The organism is Pseudoalteromonas aurantia 208, from assembly GCF_014858725.1.
Taxonomy (GTDB): domain Bacteria; phylum Pseudomonadota; class Gammaproteobacteria; order Enterobacterales; family Alteromonadaceae; genus Pseudoalteromonas; species Pseudoalteromonas aurantia.
In genome coordinates, this window is the sequence record NZ_AQGV01000015.1 from 415,617 (window position 1) to 436,927 (window position 21,311).

Genomic DNA, 21,311 nt, shown 5'->3' on the forward strand with positions numbered 1-21,311 from the left:
GGTGCTCAGTGACGTTCAATTATTTTAAGTACTGTGTTTTTGATTGGCGTTTTGTAATCACATTTTTTATATCTAACTGTGTGTTCTCTCGCGAGTCTTTAACATTTATGCCTTCATGTTTTAACAGCCATAACTTTCGTTCGATACCACCGGCATAACCAGTAAGCGCACCATTACTAGCAACAACACGATGGCAAGGAACGATGATACTGATCGGGTTTCTGCCATTAGCACCACCGACAGCTTGTGCGCCTTTTGGGCGATCCACTTGTTTGGCAATATCTAAATAGGAGCGAGTTTCACCAAATGGAATTGCGCCAAGAGAGGCCCATACCTGCTGTTGAAATGCCGTGCCGATGGGGTCAAGTGGTACGGTAAAGGCATTGCGCATACCGCTAAAGTACTCTGTGAGCTGCTGTATACTTGTTTGTGTTATATGGTTTTTATTCTTAGGTTTAATTTCATCCCCACAAAATATGACATGTCTTAGCCCAAGGTTTGATGATGCACATTCAATCATACCTAGGGGGGAATTAACGTAATCGATGAACATAAATGTATCTCCTAACAGATATAATATATGCGTTGCTTAAAGTGCTTTTGTTGGCTTATGTATATCGTGGTTAACATCATACTGGTTTTTGGAAGAAATACTGGCTGGAACTAGAACTAATTAGGAAAAATTGAAAGTGGGTGTGTGCAAGTGGGGAAATAATCACAGGGAGTATGTCTATGGGTAAAGCCTATTGAAGTTTTGTCTGATTTTTACTCTAAATGTAAATGAATGTGAAAATTAAACCGTTCCATGGTGTGTGTAATTTGTTTCTGGTGTTTATTTTTTGTATTAATTTTGTTTTTTTTAATTGTTATTGATTTGTCTTTAATAGGTACTTAATCTTAGTTTTTCGTGCTGTGTTAATTTTTGTATTTTAAATCAATTATTTGTGGTGGTTTGGTCGTAAGTTTTTTAACTCAACGTTCTATGTTTTGTTAACAGGCTTGGGTTGTTTTTGTTGCTAAAAACAACTGAGTAATTAATTTAATTTTAATAAAAATTTCATAATAGATTATTATATTCCCAGCCCATTTGTCAGATGGGCTTTTTTGTATAAAAAGTAGGCTAAAAGTCTCGGTTTAAATAATTTTAACAAAACCAAAGAGATAACACACACGGGAATATTATGTTTAACTACACACGGGCTCGCGGGCGACTGCGACATTTAAGGCGCTATATTATAGCGGGAGTTTGTTCCAGCATGACGGCAGGTCACGCTGCTGCCAATGTTATTTTCACTGAATATGTGGAGGGAGGCGGTAGTAATAAAGCGATAGAAATTACTAACGTTGGTACATCTAGTATTGATTTGAGTAAAGTGTCAATTGCGTTAACAACCAACGGTAAAGCGTTTGCTGATGTAACGCCAATTACCCTAACTGGTACTTTGGCAGCAGGAAGCAGTCATGTATTAACCAATGGGGGTGCCGTCGATGCGTTAAAAGCACTAAGTAATGCGACGAGCAATGCAACCAGCTTCAATGGTGATGATGCCTTAACTTTATTGTTAGATGGCAAAATTGTAGATAGTTTTGGTCAAGTTGGTACCGATCCGGGTAAAAACTGGGGGAGTGGTGACACAAGTACTAAGGATAGAACCTTGCGCCGTAAGGGCAGTATACTCGTTGGTGATTTGATATCTGATGATGCGTTTAACCCAGCCAATGAGTGGGTTGGCTTTGCCAAAGACACCTTTGATGGGCTCGGTTGTTCTGGCGTTGCTGCATGTGGTGGTGATGGCAATATACCATCGAAAATCAGCGGTATAGCAAAAACAATCGTCAATGCAGATAGTCGTTATGATTTTACGCCACATGTCACTAATCTCGATAATGATACGCTGAAATTTAGTATTGAAAACAAACCAAAATGGGCTGATTTTGATACGAGTACAGGCAGACTGTCAGGAGAGGTTAAGGCGGGCGATATTGGCAATTATAACAATATTGTCATCATCGTGAACGACGGCACTGCATCTGATGCACTTGCATCTTTTTCTATACTGGTTAGGCCAGCAGGGACAAACGATGTACCAAAAATTACAGGTACACCGTTATCGTCGATTCAAGCGACTCGGTCATATAGCTTTATACCGAATGCCACGGATATTGAAAATGATACACTGGTATTTTCGATTGAGAACAAGCCTATTTGGGCCTCGTTCGATGCGCAATCAGGTAAACTCACCGGTGCACCGAATGAGTCGCAAGTGGGCGTGTACGCTGATATTGTCATCTCAGTTGCTGATGGTCACAATACAGCGCAAAGTCTTCCCGCATTTTCTATTTCGGTAACTGATAAGCCGGGCAGTAACTATGATTACAATCAATATTATGCGACTGCAATAGGTAAATCGGGCCCTGATCTTGAAGCCGCGCTTGCTTTGATTGCACGTCAAGGGCAAAAACAAATGACCTATACACAAGTATGGGATGCGCTTAAGTATACTGATGAAGACCCTGCAAATATCAATAATGTGATTTTGTTTTATACCGGTCGCAGTCAAGCCAAAAACACCAATGGTGGCGGCACAACAGATTGGAACCGAGAGCATAGTTGGCCAAAGTCACATGGTTTTCCAGAACAAAACCAATTTGGGTATACTGATATTCATCATTTACGCCCGACCAATGTGAAAGTCAATTCAGCCCGCAGTAATAAAGACTACGATGATGGCGGCGCGCCTGTCAGTAATGCGCCAGGTAACTTTACTGATGATGACTCTTTTGAGCCACGGGATGCCGTAAAGGGGGATGCTGCCAGAATGATGTTTTATATGGCGGTAAGGTATGATGGTACCGATGGCAATATGCCTGATCTAACGCTTGTAAATGCCATTAGTGGCAGTAAATCTGCAACATTGGGGGTACTATGTAATTTAATGCAATGGCATCGTCAAGACCCTATTGATACGTTTGAGCGCGAACGCCATCAGCGTATTGTGGAGCAACAAGGTAATCGTAACCCATTTGTAGATAACGCTGAATTTGCCGAAACACTGTTTGCGAAAACGTGCCCAACTTTAGGGAAAACGGCTCCAGTTATCAGTGGATCGCCGACACTTGAGGTTGGTGCGGGTAGTGCGTATCAATTTACGCCATCAGCATCAGATGCAAACCGAGATACATTAATATTTTCAGTCACTAACAAACCGAAGTGGGCCAACTTTAATAGTGTAACAGGTACGTTGACAGGCACACCAGGAATAGCTGATATTGCGGTATACCAAAATATTCAAATCTCAGTGAGTGATGGTGAGTTAAGTGCAAACTTGGCTGCGTTTACCATTAATGTTGTTGATCCAAAGACTATTAAGCACCCACCAACTATTTCGGGCATACCGAATACCGGCGTATTAATTAATCAAGTCTATCGCTTTCTTCCTACAGCAAATGATGTAGATGACGATACGTTAACGTTTAGTATTGTTAATAAACCAAGCTGGGCAACCTTCAATACAACGACAGGTGAGCTGACAGGCACACCGACAAAAAGTGATGAAGGCAACTATGGCGGGATTGTGATAAGTGTTACAGATGGTAATACAGCCGCGGTTGAACTTGGCGCTTTTGCAATTTTGGTGAGTAATGATACGCCAGCTACGAATGTAATTTTTACTGAATATATTGAAGGCAGTAGCAATAATAAAGCGATTGAAATCACAAACTTCACTGGTAGCACGCTTGATTTAAGCCGAGTTAAAATTGTACTAGCCGATAATGGCAAGCCTTTGTCGACAAGTGGCTTACGTACACAGAGCCTGTCAGGCTTGTTAGTTGATAAAGCAAGTCATGTGATTGTTAATAGTGGTGCGAATGATGAAATAAAAAGCCGCCAAAATAGCACGAGCACAGTGACTTATTTCAATGGTGATGACACTTTAGTCCTTATGGTGGATGATAAAATAACGGATGTGTTTGGTCAGTTGGGCACAGATCCTGGCAGCAGCTGGGGGACTGGTGATACCTCGACAAAAGATAAAACACTGCGGCGTAAAGTGGGTATTGTTGCAGGTGACGTTAACGGATCTGATGCGTTTGATCCGAGTGTCCAATGGCAAGGTTTTGAAAAAAATGTGGCTGATGGCTTAGGATGTAGTGGGGTAGCTGCATGTAGTGGCAGTGGTACATCACCAATTGAACTTGGTCAATGTGGCGATAGGGCGACGCTGATAAGTGAAATTCAAGGTGCTAAGAGTACCAGTCCACTAGTGAATAAAGGTGTGATTGTTGAAGGCATTGTGGTGGCAAGTTACCAAGGTGCAGGTCAACATGGTGGCTTCTTTTTACAAGAAGAAGATAAGCAAAAAGACAAAAGTGACGCAACATCTGAAGGTATATTTGTCGCGCATACCGCCACGCAAGTGACTCCTGGGCAGCAGATCAGGTTTACGGCTAAAGTGGCGGAAAAATATGATCTCACTCAATTAGTCGAGGTAGGAAATATTACGACTTGTGCTACCAATGCGCTAGCGATGGTAACGCCTACGGCCGTAAATTTACCGTTTGCTGAAAATTTTGATCAAGAGTCTCTAGAAGGCATGTGGGTGACGTTACCCCAGAAGCTCCATGTTACTTTGAGCCATAATTTCACCAGATATGGAGAGGTATTATTATCTAAAGGCCTGCGGATACAACCGACGAATAAGTTCCCGAAAAATGACCCGAAGCGTCAAGCGCTTGCCGATTTAAACGCCCGAAATGTACTCTTAGTTGATGATGATTCTACACAACAAAATCCGGAAAGTATCAGTTATTATCCAGAGTTTAGTGCAGACAAACCGCTTCGTTCAGGGGCAAATGTAGCCGGTATCAGCGGTGTTATCCATTATGGGTTCGGAAAATATAAACTATTGCCGAACAGCGTACCTAAATTTGAAAATGTGAATGCACGACGTAGTAAACCGTTTGACCGTAAATCATCAGAGCATATTCGTGTCGCAAGTTTTAATGTTTTGAATTACTTCCTTGACTTTAAAGGCCGAGGTGCAAGTAATGAGAAAGAGTTTAAGCGCCAGCGAAGTAAGATTATTCGTGCTATTACAGCAATGGATGCCGATGTTATCGGGTTAATGGAAATTGAAAACAGTGGGTATGGCAGCAGCAGTGCAATTCAAAATCTGATTGACGGATTAAATGAGCGAGATAAACAACACACATGGCGTTTCATTAACCCTAAATTAGAAAAGGTTGGCTCTGATGCGGTAACCGTTGGGCTTATTTATAGAAGTGATAGAGTCCTTCCTGTTGGTATACCAGAGGTCGTAACAGATGCCCCTTTTGATGAACAAACCAAAGCACATCGCCCACCTATGATGCAAAGTTTCAAACCGCTTAACGGTGGCAAAGAAATCAAAGTAATTGTGAATCATTTCCGCTCTAAAGGCGGATCTTGTGGTGCTGACATGGACGATGATGTGCAAGGGGCGTGCAATGGTCAACGAGTGTTGGCATCAAAAACACTATTGAAACGGCTTGGAAAAGAGGTAAAACCTAGTAGACCAGATGCTTCTATCGCTATGGCGCAACGATTGGCAATACAGGCTGGTGATGAGCCAATATACGCAATCTTAGGGGATTTTAATGCATACGCATATGAAGACCCAATGATGGCATTTTATGATGCAGGTTTTGCTAATTTAAGTGTTGAGAAAGAAACAGGCAATAATTATTCATATTATTATGGTGGTATTGCAGGCAGTTTAGATCACTTATTAACTGCAAATACAACACTTAATAGTGTGGCACAAGTGATGCATTGGCATATCAATGCTGATGAAGCGACCGCTCTTGATTATAACACTGAAAATAAAACGGATGCCCAGCAAACAAAGTGGTTTGCTGAAACACCTTATCGCTCATCGGATCATGATCCTGTTATTGCAGACTTTGATTTAGCCGCGGTTGTGTTACCGGTAAATCAAGCCCCGACAGCAAACGATGATAAAACATCTATAAAGCAAGGGGAAACGGCGAGTGTTAATGTACTCGAAAATGATATAGACCCGGATTCGGATGTATTAAGAGTGACTTCGGCAACGCTTGTATCGGGTTCTGGCAGTGTGAGTTTCTCTGGGTCGGTTGTTTCATTTATCCCGATTGATAACTTTCTAGGTGAAGCGGTTATTAATTATAGTATTGATGATAGTAATGGCGCAATTTCAACGGCGACTCTAACAGTAACTGTTTTAGCAAAAAATGCACCGCCAGTTGCCAATGATGACAATGCAAGTACCTTAGAAGATCAGCATGTTATATTATCTGTTTTGGATAATGATCAGGACGAAGCGAAGGCGTTATTGCAAATTACCGGTGTCAATGTATTGTCAGGAAAAGGAGTCGCAACTCATTCAAAAACAGCAATTACCTTTACACCAGAAAATAATTTTAATGGTGAAGTACGACTTAGCTATGATGTACAGGATGTTGAAGGAGCCTCTGCGACGGGGAGTGTGACGATAAATGTTGCGGCGGTGAATGATGCGCCGATTGCCAAAGATGATATCGCCAGCACGTTTGAAGATCAAAACCTGATACTCGCGGTATTAAGTAATGATATTGATGAAGTTAAATCGTCACTAAAAATTACAGGAGCAAAGGTGTTATCAGGTCGAGGCGTTGTGACCTACTCTGAAGCAATGATTACCTTTACACCAGAAAACAACTTCCATGGTGAAGTGCGACTTAGCTATGATGTACAGGATGTTGAAGGAGCCTCTGCGACGGGGAGTGTGACGATAAATGTTGCGGCTGTGAATGATGCACCAACTGCAAATGATGATATTGCAACAGCATCAGCACGTAAGGAAACTGAAATTGATGTATTGGCAAATGATGTTGATGTGGATGGAGATGCGCTAACGATTACTTCAGTAATCGCTGATACCGGTACTGTGCGTATTGAAGGCAGCAAGCTAATTTATCAAGCGAGCGCATTGAATACGGGATCCGCGACTATTCGTTATGATATTTCGGATGGGACCGAGTCAGCGTCCGCAAATGTTAAAGTGACTATTAGCACGGTCAATATAGCGCCGATCGCTCACAACGACGTGGCGACGCTTAATTTGGGCGAGCAGTCAATTTCTGTTTCTGTACTTGCTAATGATACCGATGCGGATGGTGATACGCTGACAATTGCAGAAGTGCGCACAGATGTGGGTACGGCTGTGATAGAGAATAACCACATCTTGTTTACAAAAACCGACTCGTTTAATGGTACCGCACAAGTAAGTTATGTTGTGTCTGATGGGTTTGGTGGTCAAGATAGCGCTATTTTGGAAATCACGTTAGTTCAGGGCTTAACCCCAATAATTATAGTCCCTGCCCCCATGACAGTGAATGCTGTAGGGCAATTTACAGAAGTTGACACTGGGGTTGCAACTGCAGTTAACTCAAGCGGTGAGGCAATAGGAGTGCAGCGCCTCGATAGTCACTTTTTACGTTCAGGTGCAAATCAAATAAAATGGCAAGCATGTGACGCTGACAATGTCTGTTCTGAGGCGGTGCAACATGTGAATGTGAGGCCATTGTTGAGCTTTGCGTCACCAAGTCAGGTAACACTTGAGGGGACAAAGGCTGTGATCCCTGTGTTATTGAGTGGTACACATTTTGAGTATCCAGTCACGGTTAGCTACACGTTGACAGGTACCGCTAACGAGGATGATTTTAATACAGTTGCGACTGAGATCATTATTACTCAGGGCACGCAAGCTGATATTGAAATAGATGTATTACCAGACGAATTGGTTGATACTGATGAAACCATTGTTATTACACTCGATGCCGAAAATGCGAATCTAGGTGCGCAAATAGCACATACAATTTCAATTTCAGAGTCAAACCTTTCGCCTGTTGTGACTTTAACTATGGTGCAAGCAACGCAATCGCGTACAGTGATGTCTCAGCAGGATGGTATCATTCGCATTCAAGCACTTGTAAAAGATCAAAACCCTGACGATACCCATACTATTACTTGGAGTCTATCGGGTGGATTAGCGGGCGATACCTCTGTCCTTAATGAAGTCAGCATTGATCCTACATCAGTTCAGCCTGGTACCTATCAAGTAGATGCGGTTGTAACGGATAATGGTGGATTGTCTGATACACAAAGTGTGTATTTTAAAGTTGTTGCTGCAGCGCCTGCACTTGATGCGTCGAAAGACTCTGATGGTGATATGATCAATGATGCGTTGGAAGGGTTTGCAGATGATGACCGAGATGGCATTCCTAATTATCTAGATCCGATTGATGCTCCGTGTAATGTTTTGCCAACGAACACAAGTGACTGGCAAGCGGGTTTAATCGAAGTGGAAGCTGGAGTATGTATCTCTTTGGGAAGCGCCAGTCTTGGTAGCGCCAGTGCCGCGTTAACGGATGAGCAAATTCAAAATAGTCCACAAATATCCATTGATGAAACGATGGTTAATCATGGCGGAATTTTCGACTTTGTGGCAAATATTGCTTCTGGCATGCAGCAAGTTAAAATCGTGCTGCCTTTACAGTCAGCTATTCCGGCCAATGCGCTATATCGAAAATTCTTACCTGAACAAGAGTGGATTACCTTTGTATCAGAAGGGGGGAACGAGTTGCACTCGGCACCAGGTCAGCAAGGGTATTGTCCTGCAGTTAACGATGGCAATTGGCAGCCTGGGTTAGTTGAAGGGGCTTGGTGTGTGCGTTTAACTTTGGTTGATGGCGGTCAATATGATGCTGATGGTGTTGTTAATGGTAAAGTTGTCGACCCAGGAGGTGTTGGGGTTGTATTGAACAATAACGCAGCTCCTGTCGCTATAGATGATAAGGCTGAAATAAAGGTTAACCAGCATATAAATATTATGGTACTGAGCAATGACTCAGATATCGACAATGATGTATTAACTGTCATTAGTGCCAGTGCAAAACTTGGCTCTGTTCATATTAATAGTGATTCAAGTCTTCAGTATCAAAGCGCGCCTGATTTTATCGGCAATGATACAATTTCTTATACGGTAAGTGATGGGCAAGGTGCGATAGCAAGTGCACAGGTGCTGGTAACCGTGATCGCTGAGACGCTTTCGCAGAATCATGCCCCAACGGCTGTGAACGATAGTATTACAGTGTTTAATGATGAAATTTCAACCATTGACGTACTGCTTAATGATACTGATGTAGATGGAGATCGGTTAGTGTTGCGCAGTGCTACGACGGGTACGGGCTATGTCTCTATTGTGGCCAATAAACTGCGCTATCAGCCCATTGCTGGTGGTGCGGGGCAAGTACTCATTAGCTACGTTGTTGCGGACTCCCTTGGTGCGCAAAGTACAGGTAGTGTTGCTGTTTTGGTAAAAAGTAGACCAATTGAGTTACCTGTAACGGGACAAGTAAAATCAACAGCCAGCAGCGGATCTACACCACTGTTAATTTTGATATTACTGTTTCCTGCATTATTACGACGAAGAACCAAGTAACATCGTAATATAGGCAACTGCATAAATTAAAAAACCCTTGCTAGGTAACCCTAGTAAGGGTTTTTTTATCGCTAATTTATGATTGCAATTGGTTGTTGCATTGAGTAACGATGGAGATAACAAAATAAGGTTTCAGAATTAAATACTTAACCTCAGGTTTGGATAAGGGTTTTAGCATAGGAAAGATTTTGTAAACAAATTTACGTACAATCCAGTGATGATATTTTGTTCAATATCAAGGCGCTTTTATGCAGTAATAGCGGGCTATTACAAATGAAAGCAACGCCGAGAGTGAGAAAAATAGCTTTATTGGGCAAATTCGCTTATCCAGAGCTGAGGTTACTTAGCACGGGTGTACCATTCATTGGTGGGATAAAGCAAAAAACTTGAAATGTTATAATGTAACAATTAATATGTCGCGATAATATAACATAGTAGTAATTATACAATGAAAAAACGGTTACCCTCTCTTATCGTAAGCATGCTTGTTTCTGGCGTGGCGTTTGCAGAAAATGAGACCCAGTCAATGGAGTTGATTGAAGTCATAAGTAAGAAACAAGCGTACCGTGGCAACGTGGATATTGCGCAGTTACCTCAATCAGTGTCAGTGGTCACCTCTGAGCAATTAGACTCTCTCGGCATTAATAACTTTCAACATGCGCTTAATCAGGTGAGTGCTATTTCGACACAGAATAACTTTGGTGGCTTATGGGAAAGTTTCGCAATACGAGGCTTTGCTGGCGATGAAAATTTACCATCGGCTTATTTAATTAATGGTTTCAGTGCGGGTCGCGGCTATAGTGGTTTACGTGATGTGTCAAACATACAAGCGATTGAGGTGTTAAAAGGCCCTGGCTCTGCGTTATACGGTAGAAGTGAGCCTGGAGGCACAATTAACGTGATCACAAAGAAGCCATTATTTGATCAAAGTGGCTATGTACAGTTGTCACTGGGTGAGCATGATTATCAACGTCTCGAAGGTGATTATACAAATGGGGTTAATGATAAAACGGCATTCAGAGTAAATGGTGCATTTGAAAAATCAGATAGCTACCGAGATACGATTACCACTGAGAAGGTGGCACTAACACCGTCTTTTTTAATTAAGGTCAGTGAAGGTACACAACTGACTTATGAACTGGAGTATGCAAATCAAGCAATTCCTTTTGACCGTGGTATACCTGTTCTACCTGATTTAGACCTCCCGTCGAGTCGGTTTTTGGGTGAGCCACATGATGGGGCAATGAATGTTGATGCCATTGGTCATCAATTAGAAATATCACACCAGGTTAATGCAGTTTGGACAGCCAATGCCGGTGTAGGTATAAGAGAGTCGTCTTTAGAGGGATACTCATCAGACACTGAGCTGTCTCCTGGTAGACAGCTACTCTATGTCGATGGTCAAACGGTTAATCGACAGCGCAGATATCGAGATTATGATGCGACTGACCTTTCAGCCCGTGCGGAGCTAAGCGGTGCTTTGACGGTATTCGGTTATACCCATAACTTAATGTTTGGTGCAGATGTATATGACTATGAACTCGAGACGCACCAGCAACGATATAGAGTGGCATGGGGTGCTGGAGAAACTACATATAGTGTGAATGTGTTTAATCCAATGTATGGTCAAGTGGCGCCGGAGCTAGCTGCAACGGTCAATTATTTAGAGCAGCAAGATGCATGGGGGGTATACTTTCAAGATCAAGTAAAGATGACGGACAAACTTCAGGTATTACTGGGTGCTCGATTTGACCGATTTAAACAAACCGTTGAAAATCACTTAGCGAATACGCATAGTGAACACACTGAATCTGAGTTTAGTCCAAGAGTTGGGGCTGTCTATAGCGTATTCAATAACCTCGATGTATATGCGAGTTACTCGTCAGGGTTTAGGCCTAACTCAGGCGCTGACTATTTAGGCAATACATTTGCACCAGAAAAAAGTAGATCTTTTGAAACAGGCATTAAGTGGCTAAAAAACGAGAAAGATGTTGAGCTGACGCTGGCACTTTTTCGGGCGACAAAATCGAATATTCTAACGGCCGATCCGGTAAATTCAGGTTTTAGTGCCGCCTTAGGTGAAGCGCAAAGTCGTGGTGTCGAGTTAGATTTTATTTGGAAATTGACGAACAATACAGAACTCACGAGTAGTTACGCTTATGTTGATGCGCATACGGTAAACGATATGGTGAATACTGATTGGGGAGTGAGTATTCCAGCCGACAGTCAACTTATTAATGTGCCTCAGCATAGCTACAACATGATATTGCGTCACTACACGCAGTTTGCAGGTTATGGTGTTGATTTTGGTGTGAATGTACAACATGTAGGAAAAAGGTTAGGAGAAACAATTAACCCAGACTATGAATTACCAGCTTACACATTAACCAATCTATTTGCGAATATAACGTTATCAAGTGCGTTTATGTTGCAGCTGAACATCGATAACGCACTGAATAAACACCATTATACCAATTCATATTCAGCGTTGTGGACTATGCCAGGTCAGCCTTCGCTGTTTCGGGCGAGTATAACCTACCAATTCTAAATTATTACAGGATCAGGGCGTACTAATACTGCGCCTTTACAGTTATGACAAACAATACATTAAATAAACGGTTAGTATCGATTGATATACTGCGTGGCTTAGTGATAGTAATTATGTTAATTGATCATGCTCGGGAGCGGTTCTTTTTACATCACCAAGTGGCTGATCCGATGGATATTCAAACCACGGATCCAACGTTATTTTTTACTCGATTACTCGCACACTTTTGTGCGCCAATTTTTATCTTTCTGACTGGTTTATCAGCATTTTTGTACCAAAACCCCTTTAATCAACCACAGCGAGCCGTGCAGAGCTTTTTGTTAAAGCGCGGTGCGCTATTGATATTACTTGAAATGACAATCATTAACTTTTCGTGGTTTGCTGCCTATAACACATTATATTTGCAGGTTATGTGGGCGATTGGCGTCAGTATGATATCTCTGGCCGTATTGAGTTACCTACCTAGAATATGGTTAATAGGGCTGGGAATCGCAATTGTGTTTGGGCATAACGCGCTCTCACCAGTGACATTTTTACCTGATGAAATGGGCTATACACTTTGGACCATACTCCATGATAGAGGTTATTTGCTAACTGATGGGTTTATAAAAATCAAAGCATCGTATCCAGTGTTGCCTTGGATTGGTGTGATTGTGCTTGGTTATGTGTCAGGCCCGTTATTTACTAAATCTGTTGATGTTGCAACGAGGCAAAAAACTTTAATTGCTGGAGGTATTGCGTGTTTGATTTGTCTATGTATTTTAAGGTCACTTAATGTGTATGGGGAAGTAATAGACTGGCAAATACAAGATACCTTGGTGATGTCGGTTATGTCATTTTTAAATTACACTAAGTACCCACCCTCATTACCTTTTTTACTCTTTACTCTGGGGGTGGGCGCGCTGTTACTTGCATACCTAGAAAATGCACAAAGTAAAGTGAGTGAGGTATTACGTACATTTGGATCTGTGCCATTATTCTTCTATATAGTGCATTTATATGTATTGTTATTGAGCTATTTTGTGCTATTTCAAATTTTTGGGCCGACGTTACATTTTGGTGCCAATAATACCCCGTACTTGGCGTTTCCTAATATAGAACTGATATGGTTAACTGCCGCGGTCCTTACAGGGTTACTTTACAAGCCATGCAAAGCGTTTGCTAAATTCAAGCATCGCAGTGAACTGCGGTGGGTGAAGTATTTATAGGCATATTTAAAGTAGAGAGGGCTTTATCGATATGGTCCTCTTTTCCTTTAAGTTGGCAGATGAAGTTCAAATAAATACGTCTCATGCTCATAAGTTTTATTACACCACTGGTGCTTTTCGATTATCGCTTTTGGGATCTGTTGGTTGGTGGTTAAATGGAAACCGAAACGTTGATAAAAGTCTGCCAAGTGAGAGAATGGCAAACAATAAAGATGTTCGTACTGCTTCGTATGTTTCAGTAGAAAACGCACTATACTCTCTGCGAGTTTACGCCCTCTGAAATGTTCATTTACATACATCCCACCAAGTTCGGCATTGCTACTATCGATACGCTGTAGCCGACCTAACACTACTTTTTTTCCATCTAAGAGTGCAATCGCAATCACCTCACGATTAGATTGAGAGGGCCGAAACCCGATCCTCTCATATTGTTTATTGACCCACTCTAATTCATCTAGTTTGGCTCGTCGCACAGTGATATTCATAATGGTGTGCCTTTATATTGGGTTAGTAATGCATAAAAATTGTACAAAAGGAGTGGTATTATCTGTTGTTGCGCATTGATGCTGCGACGCTGATTATTACATTGATAATTCAATGTGCTACGGTATGGTTTAGATTATCATTGACTCAGATGGAAAGCTAATATGGCCATCGATAGTGTGCACGCGTATATTTTGTACGTGAAAAGTGCATTAATGCGACGCGCTACAGCGGAAAAAGCGCGCGCGAGTGAACGCTACTTTCCAAATGGCGCTGTATGCTTAGGCGCAAATGCTGCAGACATAAAGTATACGATTAATGAGTTTCATCAAGTTTATGCCGATCTTACCGCGAATGACATGTTAGCCATAGTTGAAGCGCTTTTAGCGGATGCAAAGTACAATGAAGAAGTGCTTTGCGCGTTTGGGTTGCTCAATAAATTTGTAAAGCGTCACTATGATGACCGTCTGTTAGATAGGTTTAAATATTGGTTAGAGCATTACGCGAGTAACTGGGCTATGGTCGATGATTTATGCATTAAAACCATTTATTTATTTTTGTTGTCTCGGCCTCACTTGATAGAAGAAACACAGCATTGGGCGCACTCAGAGGTCTGTTGGTGTCGTCGCGCGAGTAATGTGGTTTGGGTAAAGTTCATCGAAAGAAAAATTGGTAATGAGGTATATCGATTAGACAAAGGGCTAGTGTTTAAAAATTGCGATATCTTGTTAAGTGATCCGGATGAATTCGTGCAAAAAAGTATTGGGTGGTTACTGAAAGTAACGGCAAAATATCACCAAAATGAGGTAGTTGGTTATATACAGCGTAATATTACCCAATTCCCGCGTGCAACACTGCGCTATGCAATCGAAAAAATGGACATCAATGTGCGCCAACGACTTTTGTCATGTTAGCGGAGGGCTCACTTTGTACAGAGACTATGAAAGAGTCGAATTGTATAAAGTGAACCATTTAATCAGGCGTAATTATAGGTCTAAATAGAGCATCAGCATGTCTTTATGTTGGATCCCATTTTCAAAAATGGCTTCTCGATAATGTGTGAGGAAATGGTTTTTTACGACACTGTCGACACGAAACCCCAGTTGCTGGTAGTAACTTAATTGATAACCGAAACTACCGGTACCTAACTCAATGCGCGTCACGTTTTTCGTACGTATTTGTTGCAATGCAAAAGAAAGTAACTCAGAGCCAATCCCTTGTTTTTGATAGTCGGGCTCGACTGATATATTGAACACTTGAGCAGTGCTTTGTGATGTCAGCTTTGCTAAGCAAGCTGCTACGACTTGGCCGCGTTCCTCATAAACAAAGCACCATGAATCATCGCGGTATTTGCGAATGCTTTGTTCACATGGATCAGCTTCTAATAAAAGTGATATAGGTACATCATAGCCAGAAACTTCGCTAAATTTCATGGGATATTTCCTTTGATCAAATCTCACTAAAAATAGTATTGTTAAATTCAGCACTTAAAGCGATGAGTGCTGTGTGTCGTTTTACGCCGTACGTAAATTACATTACCTCAAGCTATGACACATGTACAATAATAGATACCTCATAATGAACTATCATTCCAGCTAGTTAGCTTATTGTCTCGCTCCTTATTGCGACCGTCACTTATGGCAAGTTGTGAGTACTCATCATTGATATTCTGGGGACTCGGTTAACTGGAAGAGAAATAACTCATAAAAATGACAACGGTTTTTTGACATACTGGAGTGTTTTATCTAGCTTACCACGGAGTCAAATTTATGTTTAATTGGACTTGCTTAAACGCCTGCGTAGTGAAGATTACCAACAATACTCATGACTCAAGAAAATGTCAGCATTAAAGCGGCTTCACTCTTTAAATAAGACTGCCGGTTAATATGACATGAGTGTTCAGAGAAATTGGGCACAATTGGTCATGGATATTCAAGTTCTACGTTAATAATATCTCGGTAGTGTGTGAATGCATACTACTATGCGTATTTATTGGGTCAGTGCGGAAAATTAAAATGTTATCTGCTGTTACAAACACAGCTGATTTGTAATATCAGGTAGTGCATCGCGTTGATGCACTACCTATAAATCGTGAGTGGTTAATATACAGTAAAGTAGCCTACAGTGACGTCACCTTCATGGTACAGCGCGTTACCCTGATGGTAGTAGACTTTCATGGACAGCTTGGCATAGTCGGTTTGCAAAGACATGCCGCCAGTATCTCTAGGTATAGAATACATACAGTGGGTTTCGCTATAAAAATAGTATGGTTCACTTGGTTGAACAAAATAGTTGACTTGATTTTCGGAGCAATTTTGCAATACGTAGCCAGCATTGACCAGCTGTTGTTGGACTGCCCGTACTTGCCGACCATATTCAAGTACCTCGGAGGTACTATAATAGCCTGATGCTAAATCTACATTTGTTGCCATAGACGATAAACTAAACACACAAGCTAAGCTTGTCAACGCAGCAGTAACTAAATTTTTCACAAAAATATCCTTCTAATTTTCATTGCGTGAAGGCCAGTTAACATTGAAATAATGTTAACTATGGCGCTAAGTATTAGACGATTTAAATATTAAAGTTTTCTTAAATCAGCATCTAAAGTTAAAGCTCTAAATTTTGACTTTTGTAATTTTAATTTTGCAAGTGTAAATATTATGATGCTTTTTCACTGTGGATGACTTATGAGCATAAGCTTGTATTTGTCATTATTTATCTGTACATTCCTTCGCTTTTTTTGGGAATTGGCTACCATAATTTATCTAGGAAGGAGTATATGTGTTGGATGTTTCGGTGTTGCCTATGTTTTTAGGGGCTTGTCTGTTATTGGCAGTATCGCCAGGACCTGATTTGTTATTATTAATGAGTTACTCATCAATTAAGGGGTTTAAAGCAGGCACTGCCATTGCCGGTGGTATATTTTTAGCAGGGTTGCTGCAAAGTGTTTTAGTTGCAGTCGGGTTAGCTAAGCTGTTGCAGCTTGTTCCTGTTTTAGCTGTTATGATTAAGCTTGTTGGCGCGTTGTATTTATTATGGTTAGGGACAAAACTCATTAAAAATTGGCATAATGCTGGAACACCATGCACAAACGCATCAAAGCATGTTGATAAAAGTATGAGGCAGCTATTTTTACTGGGCATGTTAAATAATCTATTGAACCCTAAAGCGCTGTTATTTTTTGCCTTATTTTTACCTCAATTCATCAATGCTCAAGCACCGATATTGACGCAAATTATGTTATTAGGTGTATTACTTAGTATGGTTGCGTTAATGATTAACGTAATGGTGAGCTGGATGGTGAGTATAGCCACTAATGAATTTACAGCGAAGATAAAGCCAGGGCGTTATGTCGATGGTATTTTGGGTATGTTGTTTGTCGGTTTGGCTGCTCGACTTGCTTTGAGTAAATAAATAATGGCAGTGTGCTACAACTGGCAAGGGGCTTTACAGTATGGTTACTAGTTTGGGGAATCAAAATCTCATTGATAACCAACTATGGCAGGTTTATTGTGATATTTACTTTTCTGGCTATTTGAGAAAGCAGCCTTTACTACATTCACTCAATAATAAAAAAGGGGCTGTTATTAGTATTTGGAATCCGTTAGGTGGGCATTTTTGCCAACTAAAAAACAATCAATTAGGACGGGCTAAACGAACGTTATTGAGACATGTTAATCATACACATTTTTTGCTGTGGGGCTGCTCTAAAGATTTCACGTATAGAGAGTTAAGTGTGTTTATAGAGGTTAATCAAAACGAAGCTCAACGGTTTGCGAAGTTAGCGCAACAATTGGCGTACTATTATATTGAAGATGGTATGCTGGTACTAAAAAGTACTTATCAAGTAAATACCCAGCAGGAGTTGGGGAAATTATCGAAACACATAATAACAAGACCGAATTCATTAGGTTTATCTAATTTAACCTCAGGTTTGGGTAAGGGGTTTGGAATAGAAAATTTTTTGAAAACAAACTTACGTACAATCCAATGATGATATTTTGTTCAATATCAAGGCGCTTTTATGCAGTAATTGCGGGCTATTACAAATGAAAGCAACGCCGAGAGTGAGAAAAATAGCTTTATTGGGCAAATTCGCTTATCCAGAGCAGAGGTTAATTTAGCTTTAGATAACGATAATGCATGACAAATAGATAGAAAATGAGGCTTAAAGGGAATAGTTGATGATAAGAATCATGACCAAGTTAGATTTTGTTGAGTTTTGGCCTACGTTTGAGGCCATCATTTTAGCGCAAGAAACTTACGCATTTTCACCGAGCATGAATTGCGATGAGGCATTTTCGTTGTGGTGTGAAAGCGCATTAGTGGCCTTTGTTTTTGAAGAAAAAGGGAAAATATTAGGGACGTATTATTTGAAAGCCAATGGGATGGGCCCAAGCAGTCATATCAGTAATTGTGGTTATATGGTTAGTGCAGATGCTAGAGGTAAAGGGATTGCTCGACAAATGTGTATACACTCACAAGAGGTTGCGGTTGAAAAAGGCTTTAGTGCAATGCAATACAACTCAGTAGTGTCGTCAAATCAAGTGGCAATTACACTGTGGCAAAAGCTGGGGTATAACATTATTGGCACAATTCCAAATGGATATTGTCATGGTCAATTGGGGTATATCGACAGTTATATTATGTACAAACAATTATCAGCTGTATAAAGCGCAGTTCTTTATATAAATGACATAAAGGCCCCTATGAGGCCTTTATATCATTGAGTAAAGTATTGATCATTCTAGCGCTAACCGACTTATGTAAAGTAACGACATAGCGAGTTTTTTGCCTTGTTATTACACCACTTACTTTAAAATCGAGCTAAGAATTTATTCACTGACTCTAATTCCCTACGTTTCAGGGCGATACAGGTATGCACACTTTCACTCACTTTCTCTAAGCTACGTTGGTAACCAGGTACAGCAGACACTTTCTCTTTAAAAAATGCTTGGGTTGTTTTCAAATCATGTATTTCACACCCATTTCCGGTATAGCTAGGCAGTGTTGGTAACATGAAAGGTGGCATTTTTTTACTAAGGGCCGGATAGTTTTCATATATCCAAGTTCTGAAGTGCTTTTTCCGAGATTCAGTATAACCTTGGCCTGAAAATATAATTCTTAAATCTGACGGAGTGACTTTGTCAGTTAATGCATAATCAAGTACTTTGCTTTGCAGTGTTTTACTACCAAAATAACTGAGTGCAGCCAATAAGTGTGTCCGTGTTTGTGGCTCTTTAGTTGTCTCAAAAGCATTTTGGTATGCTTTGAGTAAATCGACATCGCCATGATAGGCCGCCAATTTTAAGAACGTACCCGCAAGATATGGATCCACTTTTGTCGAGTCTGTTAAATACAGCGCAGTTTGTTGTTGAGCTGTTGTGATTATGCTTTGATCTTTTCCATCAAACCCTTGTAGAGCGATAACAATGGCACGCAAACTTGAAATGGCGGGTATTTCTTGCGGTTTCGAGGTCAAGCCATATTGAGCAATGGCTGGCTGAATACTCCGGCGAATGAACCCAGGCCAAAACTCTTCATTTTGTTTCGTTTTAAAGGTACTTTTTTGCGCACGAAGTAGTCGAATCGCATTGCTTGCAACACGAGGGTGTTGGTCACTGGCAAATTGTTCTAATGCAGCCATAAGCTGCCCTGCATTTATTTTACCTGCATCAAGCAGCGCATCAGCTGCAGAAAGCAAGGCGAGTCTTTCTCTGTCCGATAAGGCACTTTTAGCATGTTTCAATAGAGTATTAAATTGTCGCTCTTCTAACATCCAGCGATAATAGCCTAATGCACCTTTATCTGGATAAATCCATTGTGGTTCGAAGTCTAATTGTACTCTTTGTGATTCTTTATTGAGCAACATTTGTGTAGAAGCCACTTTATCACCTTTACCATATTTGATGGTGACAGGGACATTCCATAGCTGCTTGGGCGCCTCTACGCCAGCATTGGCGAATCGTTGTTGTGATAATGTGAGCATTTTCCCGCTTTTAGTCACAGAAATGAGTGGGAATGACGACTGTTCTACAAATGAACTTAAAACACTTGCAACATCTTTGTTAGATGCGAGGCTTAGCTCTCGCCATAAGTCAGCAGCTTCAGCATTTTTGAAGGCATATTTTTTCATATAAGCACGCATTCCTTTTTGGAAAGCGTCGGCGCCAATCCAATTTTCGATCATGGATAAGACGGCGCTCCCTTTACTATATGCAAGGCCAAGTCCATCCATGATATCTGCTTCGGTTTTAATGGGTTTCCTGATCGGTTTAGTTGATAATTGTGCATCGAGTGCCATAACGTAATTTTGTGGTAAGTCTAAATGGCTGTTAAACTCAGGGTTGAGCTGTTGGGTCACTTTAGCAGCCATCCAACTCGCAAAAGCCTCATTAAGCCACAAGTCATTCCACCATTTCATGGTGACGAGATTGCCATACCATTGGTGTGCCAATTCATGCGCAATTACAGATACATTGGTTTGCTTTTGGCGACTCGTTGCGTTGTTAGGATCAACCAGCAGTATATCTTCACGGTACGTTACTAAACCTGAGTTTTCCATAGCGCCAAAGGGGAATTCAGGTACCGCCACCGAATCTAATTTCTTATAAACGTAGGGAATACCAAAATAGTCTTCTAGTACCTTTAAGACTTTGGGCATATTGTCGATGGCGTAATCTGCGAGCGCGAGCTTACCTTGTGGCGTGATCACTTTCCCTGGAATTGGCATACCTGTGATGGCTTTTTCTTCAAAGGGTCCCACCGCCATAGCGACTAGGTAGCTGGGGATAGGGGGAGTTACGTCGAAAAAGTGTGTGGTATTGGTTTTGTTTTTCTGTGCTTTTATCAGCGGTGTATTGGCGTATACCTTTTGAGCATTCGGCGCTGTGATGGTTAATTGAAACGGAATCTTATATTGCGGTTCATCAAACACAGGGAATGCACGGCGCGCATCACTCATTTCAAATTGTGTAAATAGATAGGCTTTACCTTGATCTATGGTTTTATATAAGCCAACGCTTTGCTGATTATATGGGGCATCAAAATTGATAGTGAGCGTGTATTTACCCGGTTGTAACTGTTGGTCACAGTGCAGCCTTACCTTGCCTGTTTTCAGCATGGTATTGGATAAATCACACTCTGTATTGCCAATCAGTTTTGCAAGTTCAATAGCATAATCTAGCCCATTAATTTCAATATAATGAGTCGCTTCTAGCACGCTTAGCTCTATGCGGCTGATACCACTAAAGGTATCTTTATTAGGGTCTAATGTGAGGTGTACTGATTGTGAGCTTGGCTTAGCGAGTGGTTCAATAATGTAATCATTGTCTTCACTGGCGTGCGCAGTCTGCATTGCTAAGCTAATAGCGAGGGCTAACAAGCGTTTATAAAACATGGTTGGGGGTCCTTAATTATTCTTGTTATTCGGTTACCTGAATACAGGTCTAAATATAAAATTGTTATTACTACAGACTATCAGTTCACTCATAGACATGGAAGCGTATGGGTAATAGTCAGAGCACTGTTTTCACTGACAGACATGAAGTTAAGTAACCTCAGGTT

General features: G+C 41.1%; 12 protein-coding genes. 7 read left to right on the forward strand and 5 right to left on the reverse strand.

The annotated features are described in order from the left end of the window. Positions 1 to 19: 19 nt before the first annotated feature. On the reverse strand, positions 20 to 553 hold the full coding sequence (locus PAUR_RS20140) for a methylated-DNA--[protein]-cysteine S-methyltransferase (RefSeq protein ID WP_192509518.1): 534 nt from the start codon (positions 551 to 553) through the stop codon (positions 20 to 22). A gap of 703 nt (positions 554 to 1,256) precedes the next feature. On the opposite strand from PAUR_RS20140, the gene PAUR_RS20145 reads away from it, so the two are divergent. The 3 genes from PAUR_RS20145 to PAUR_RS20155 all read left to right on the forward strand — a co-directional run bounded on the left by PAUR_RS20145 (position 1,257) and on the right by PAUR_RS20155 (position 13,259). After that, positions 1,257 to 9,503 (forward strand): ExeM/NucH family extracellular endonuclease, encoded by an 8,247-nt coding sequence (locus PAUR_RS20145; protein ID WP_192509519.1) that lies wholly within the window; start codon positions 1,257 to 1,259, stop codon positions 9,501 to 9,503. 448 nt (positions 9,504 to 9,951) lie between these two features. After that, entirely contained in the window at positions 9,952 to 12,051 is a 2,100-nt protein-coding gene (locus PAUR_RS20150; protein WP_192509520.1) for a TonB-dependent siderophore receptor, read from the forward strand. A 44-nt stretch (positions 12,052 to 12,095) separates the two neighbouring features. Continuing rightward, a complete protein-coding gene (locus PAUR_RS20155) occupies positions 12,096 to 13,259 on the forward strand; it encodes a DUF1624 domain-containing protein (protein WP_192509521.1) in 1,164 nt (387 codons plus the stop codon). Between the two features lie 47 nt (positions 13,260 to 13,306). Here the strand turns inward: PAUR_RS20155 and PAUR_RS20160 are convergent, their stop codons facing one another. After that, complete coding sequence (locus PAUR_RS20160) at positions 13,307 to 13,744, reverse strand: GNAT family N-acetyltransferase (RefSeq protein WP_192509522.1); 438 nt, start codon at positions 13,742 to 13,744, stop codon at positions 13,307 to 13,309. Positions 13,745 to 13,906: 162 nt separating this feature from the next. Between PAUR_RS20160 and PAUR_RS20165 the strand changes: the two genes are divergently transcribed. After that, complete coding sequence (locus tag PAUR_RS20165) at positions 13,907 to 14,656, forward strand: DNA alkylation repair protein (protein ID WP_192509523.1); 750 nt, start codon at positions 13,907 to 13,909, stop codon at positions 14,654 to 14,656. A 72-nt stretch (positions 14,657 to 14,728) separates the two neighbouring features. Here the strand turns inward: PAUR_RS20165 and PAUR_RS20170 are convergent, their stop codons facing one another. Both PAUR_RS20170 and PAUR_RS20175 read right to left on the reverse strand, forming a co-directional pair. Then, the gene (locus tag PAUR_RS20170; protein WP_192509524.1) at positions 14,729 to 15,175 is read right to left on the reverse strand and encodes a GNAT family N-acetyltransferase; all 447 of its coding nucleotides are present in this window, start codon (positions 15,173 to 15,175) and stop codon (positions 14,729 to 14,731) included. Between the two features lie 666 nt (positions 15,176 to 15,841). Further along, positions 15,842 to 16,234, reverse strand: a complete 393-nt coding sequence (locus PAUR_RS20175; protein WP_192509525.1) for a hypothetical protein — start codon at positions 16,232 to 16,234, stop codon at positions 15,842 to 15,844. Positions 16,235 to 16,526: 292 nt separating this feature from the next. On the opposite strand from PAUR_RS20175, the gene PAUR_RS20180 reads away from it, so the two are divergent. From PAUR_RS20180 to PAUR_RS20190, 3 genes are all read left to right on the forward strand, one after another. Further along, on the forward strand, positions 16,527 to 17,159 hold the full coding sequence (locus PAUR_RS20180; RefSeq protein WP_192509526.1) for a LysE family translocator: 633 nt from the start codon (positions 16,527 to 16,529) through the stop codon (positions 17,157 to 17,159). A 40-nt stretch (positions 17,160 to 17,199) separates the two neighbouring features. Next, positions 17,200 to 17,739: a hypothetical protein gene (locus tag PAUR_RS20185; RefSeq protein WP_192509527.1), complete on the forward strand. Its 540-nt coding sequence runs from the start codon at positions 17,200 to 17,202 to the stop codon at positions 17,737 to 17,739. A gap of 190 nt (positions 17,740 to 17,929) precedes the next feature. Next, entirely contained in the window at positions 17,930 to 18,418 is a 489-nt protein-coding gene (locus tag PAUR_RS20190; RefSeq protein WP_192509528.1) for a GNAT family N-acetyltransferase, read from the forward strand. A 143-nt stretch (positions 18,419 to 18,561) separates the two neighbouring features. Here the strand turns inward: PAUR_RS20190 and PAUR_RS20195 are convergent, their stop codons facing one another. Continuing rightward, a complete protein-coding gene (locus tag PAUR_RS20195; RefSeq protein ID WP_192509529.1) occupies positions 18,562 to 21,144 on the reverse strand; it encodes a M1 family metallopeptidase in 2,583 nt (860 codons plus the stop codon). Positions 21,145 to 21,311: the final 167 nt, after the last annotated feature.

Coding starts and splice junctions, on each gene's coding strand:
- PAUR_RS20170 (WP_192509524.1), bottom strand. CDS start 15,175: ATGAAATTTAGCGAAGTTTCTGGCTATGATGTACCTATATCACTTTTA.
- PAUR_RS20155 (WP_192509521.1), top strand. CDS start 12,096: ATGACAAACAATACATTAAATAAACGGTTAGTATCGATTGATATACTG.
- PAUR_RS20195 (WP_192509529.1), bottom strand. CDS start 21,144: ATGTTTTATAAACGCTTGTTAGCCCTCGCTATTAGCTTAGCAATGCAG.
- PAUR_RS20165 (WP_192509523.1), top strand. CDS start 13,907: ATGGCCATCGATAGTGTGCACGCGTATATTTTGTACGTGAAAAGTGCA.
- PAUR_RS20190 (WP_192509528.1), top strand. CDS start 17,930: ATGATAAGAATCATGACCAAGTTAGATTTTGTTGAGTTTTGGCCTACG.
- PAUR_RS20185 (WP_192509527.1), top strand. CDS start 17,200: ATGGTTACTAGTTTGGGGAATCAAAATCTCATTGATAACCAACTATGG.
- PAUR_RS20145 (WP_192509519.1), top strand. CDS start 1,257: ATGACGGCAGGTCACGCTGCTGCCAATGTTATTTTCACTGAATATGTG.
- PAUR_RS20150 (WP_192509520.1), top strand. CDS start 9,952: ATGAAAAAACGGTTACCCTCTCTTATCGTAAGCATGCTTGTTTCTGGC.
- PAUR_RS20140 (WP_192509518.1), bottom strand. CDS start 553: ATGTTCATCGATTACGTTAATTCCCCCCTAGGTATGATTGAATGTGCA.
- PAUR_RS20160 (WP_192509522.1), bottom strand. CDS start 13,744: ATGAATATCACTGTGCGACGAGCCAAACTAGATGAATTAGAGTGGGTC.